The sequence below is a fragment of the Pseudoalteromonas sp. SR45-5 genome (assembly GCF_014163565.1).
In the GTDB taxonomy this organism is placed as follows: domain Bacteria; phylum Pseudomonadota; class Gammaproteobacteria; order Enterobacterales; family Alteromonadaceae; genus Pseudoalteromonas; species Pseudoalteromonas distincta.
The window spans coordinates 1-1958 of sequence record NZ_JACJDN010000699.1; the positions used below are offsets into that span (position 1 = coordinate 1).

Genomic DNA, 1958 nt, shown 5'->3' on the forward strand with positions numbered 1-1958 from the left:
GAGCGAGCTTAAAAAAGGCGACATGTTTAGCGTTATCGACTCATTTGCTTATCCGGCATGGTTAAAAGGTGAAACGCTACGTGTTACTGATATTCAGACTTACCAATATCAGCACAGCAGCGATACTGAATTTGTACTTGAGACAAATAGCGGCCAAGTTGTATTTTTACAAATTGAGCAAGATGACGGCGAAGAGTGGGCTAACTTTTCTATTAAAATTCAGCGAAACGAAGTTGAAGAGATATTTGGCCTTGATGAGTTTGCGCGTATTTTTGATGAAGAGTCGTTAACCCACATTACAGTGCAAAATACACCAGAGCGCTTTATGCAGTTTTTAGCTAAAAGCTATCAACAAAGCGAGTCGCCTTATGTGTGTTATTTCCATAATAAAGATTACCGCAACCAAACTTTGCCTCGTTATGAGCAAGAAGGTGGTGAGCCATGTGAAATGATTTGTTTAGCATCAGATAATGAAGGCTTTGGTTTAAATATCGAAATTTGGGATGGCGGCGAAACCGAAGTATCGCTAACGCTCATGCGTCCAATGTCTGATATTGTAGACTTGTTTCCCGGAGATGCTAAGTGAGTGATGCTAAAGACAAGTGGTTACGTCAGGAACAAGCTGTACGTGCCACACAAATGGCATTTGATCTAAGCAGTGAAGTTCAAAAGCTGATAAAAAAGCAAGCTATTGACCAAGAGTTAACGCCGTCAGATATGATCCGTAAAATACTTGGCTTAGATGTAAAGTCTAAAAAAACGCGTCAACGTTTATCGTTTAATTTAAATGATGATGAGATTGCGCAACTAGCCAGTCGCTTTGATGTCCCAAGTGATGATAAGCGAGCCGTAAAACAACAAGTAGCTGACTTACTAATTGCTCACACTAAAAAAACTAAGTAGTTGCACTAGATTATTATGAATATTACTCTAATTGCTTATCTACTTATTTTTGCGTTGTTTGGTACTGCGGCGAGTTATTTTGTACGCTTTATTTATGCATATTGGGTGCTTAAAACAATGCCCATGAAGTACATTATAAAAGCGGGTATTTGCGTAGTGCTGGTTGTTGTAATTTCAGCGTTAATTCCGTATTTAGGTTAACGCTGAAATTAGCTTATACGCGACCGTTTTTATTTTATATCAAACGACTGGCATTGGTGATTAATACACAGCGATTGCACTTCAAGTACTGGTGAACAATCGGTTAAGCCTTGTGCTTTATTTTGTATTTTTTCTTGTTTTGTTATTTGTTGAGCAAGCTGTTCTGCTTCTTCTTGAGATGTGTTCAGCGTTGAATAAACAGCATACTTACTCGGTCCGCCGCATGCGCGGGCGCCCACTTCAAGTACTTTGCACTGAAAGCTTGCAGTGCAGCTGTTATTACTCACCATGTTATTCAGATCATAGTTTAAGTCAGATAAGTTTTTACTTTGCTCATTTGACGTCACAGTACTAGCACAACCACTTAGTAGTAAAATGCTGCTAGCAATGCTTAAAATTGATAGTTTAATTGCCGATGGTAAACAACTCATAACGTTATCCTTAAAATGCACTTACCGCTGAACCTTCAAGTTTAACACATTTATTTTCAACACACTGCGTGCTTGGCGTTGTTAAATGCTGACAAATGCTCATCATCCCTTTTTGTGAATTATAACTACTTTCAAGCTTAGTAATTTTGTCGCTAAGGGCTGCTACTTGTTTTTCAGACGCTGATTTTGTTGAATACACAACAAAGCTACTTGGCCCGCCACACGCGCGACTGCCTACTGCACTTATTCTGCATTGAGTGCTGGTATCACATTGCTTATCTGTAATTAGCGTATTTAATTCGGCTTTAGCTGTTTTTATATCGTCTATTGAAACGTTTTTTAAATCAGCTTTTGGTATTTTTTCAGTAACTACGTTCTTTTTAGTATTTTCTTGTAATTGAGTGTTTTCTTTTAGCTTTTGTA

General features: G+C 38.2%; 5 protein-coding genes. 3 read left to right on the plus strand and 2 right to left on the minus strand.

From position 1 onward, the window contains the following. The 3 genes from H5072_RS18145 to H5072_RS18155 form a co-directional block, all read left to right on the plus strand. Positions 1–586, plus strand: a 586-nt coding sequence (locus tag H5072_RS18145; RefSeq protein WP_182694349.1) for a DUF4178 domain-containing protein, incomplete at its 5' end; no start/stop codon positions are given. Then, on the plus strand, positions 583–903 hold the full coding sequence (locus tag H5072_RS18150; RefSeq protein ID WP_024597423.1) for a hypothetical protein: 321 nt from the start codon (positions 583–585) through the stop codon (positions 901–903). The genes H5072_RS18145 and H5072_RS18150, both read left to right, overlap by 4 nt. A gap of 15 nt (positions 904–918) precedes the next feature. Further along, the gene (locus tag H5072_RS18155) at positions 919–1104 is read left to right on the plus strand and encodes a hypothetical protein (protein WP_024597424.1); all 186 of its coding nucleotides are present in this window, start codon (positions 919–921) and stop codon (positions 1102–1104) included. 29 nt (positions 1105–1133) lie between these two features. Here the strand turns inward: H5072_RS18155 and H5072_RS18160 are convergent, their stop codons facing one another. Continuing rightward, positions 1134–1535 (minus strand): hypothetical protein, encoded by a 402-nt coding sequence (locus tag H5072_RS18160; RefSeq protein ID WP_024597425.1) that lies wholly within the window; start codon positions 1533–1535, stop codon positions 1134–1136. Positions 1536–1545: 10 nt separating this feature from the next. After that, positions 1546–1958: hypothetical protein (locus tag H5072_RS18165; RefSeq protein WP_182694350.1), on the minus strand; the 413-nt coding region annotated here is incomplete at its 5' end.